Origin of the sequence: Chryseobacterium urinae (assembly GCF_030518295.1) — a bacterium.
In the GTDB taxonomy this organism is placed as follows: domain Bacteria; phylum Bacteroidota; class Bacteroidia; order Flavobacteriales; family Weeksellaceae; genus Chryseobacterium; species Chryseobacterium mucoviscidosis.
The window spans coordinates 1-1,240 of sequence record NZ_JAULSJ010000077.1; the positions used below are offsets into that span (position 1 = coordinate 1).

1 protein-coding gene is annotated in these 1,240 nt (G+C 35.8%); it reads right to left on the reverse strand.

Going from position 1 to position 1,240, the window contains the following annotated elements; all coding sequences use genetic code 11:
- Positions 1-63: 63 nt before the first annotated feature.
- Entirely contained in the window at positions 64-1,089 is a 1,026-nt protein-coding gene (locus QWT87_RS20995) for an IS110 family RNA-guided transposase (protein WP_302718678.1), read from the reverse strand.
- Positions 1,090-1,240 lie beyond the last annotated feature (151 nt).

Consider the following 1,240-nt stretch of genomic DNA (forward strand, 5'->3'; position numbering starts at 1 on the left):
ATATGCAAATTATTTTTTAAATTTGTTTAAACTATTTTTTGGGAAAGCTATTGTTTATCCCGTTCAGACAGGCGAAACCCTGTCTGTATTTTTATTTTCTTCATAATTCATATTGAATTCTTCCTCTTTTTTCCAGAGAACGTAGATTAAACACAATAACTTTCTCGCTACGGCTGTTACCGCTATTTTTTTTGCAGGTTTCCGTTCCGTTAAATTTTTGTAAAAAGATTTCATCGAGGGATTAAATCTACTGGCACACAATGCCGGCATATAGAGCGCGTACCGAATAAAGCTGTTTCCTTTTTTCGAAATTCTTGTTTTTCCCTCTCTGCTCCCAGACTGGTTCTGCTGTATATCAAGACCTGCATAACTGGTAAGCTGTTTGGAATTGGAGATTAAGGCAAATGCATTTGTTTCAGCCACAACGCAAACAACTGTTATAAAACTCACTCCCGGGATCGTGCATACCCGCTGTATTTTATCATAAAAAGAGCGGTCTGTCATCACCAAAGTTCTTATCTCTGCCTCTATCTCCAGTGCCTGAGTTTCGAGCAATGCAATCTGTCTTTTTAATCTTTGTTCTGTACTTTCAGGGCATTGATAACTGTAAAACCTTGCATGAAGCTGGTTTTTGACCTGATTTATTTTATATTTTATCTCACGATACTCTCTGCTTAAGAACTTAAGCTCCCGCATGATTCCGGATGGTTTTTGCCAAAATCCAAGTCTTCTTTCCAAGCCCAGCCTACATAAAACTTCAGCATCTACCTTATCCGTTTTCGTCTTTATGTTCAAACTTTTGACATAGTGTTTTACCATATTGGGCAATAAAACCGATGCTTTACAGTCGTTTTCTGTGAGATAATAAATCAGATTTTCATAATAAACTCCTGTAGCTTCCATTACATACATCAAATTTTCTGTAACCTGAAGATCTGAAACCCAATTCAGCAGTGCCTTAAAACCGGTTTCATTATTCGAAAACCTTTTGTTATTTTGCAGCTTATGATTCTGGTCAGAATCTATACATCCGATACAGCAATCAAGATGATCCTTGGATATGTCAATGCCAACACACTGTTTTTTCATAATATTATTTTTTATAAAGCTGCAGTTTCCGATTATCTTTTCTCGTAATTATCCGGGATATTTATTCATTCCCTAAGTACTGTTCAGATTTTGGAGAAACTTAGAGACAGAGAATCTTTCTTTTTACGGTATATTAAAATCAAATCAACTA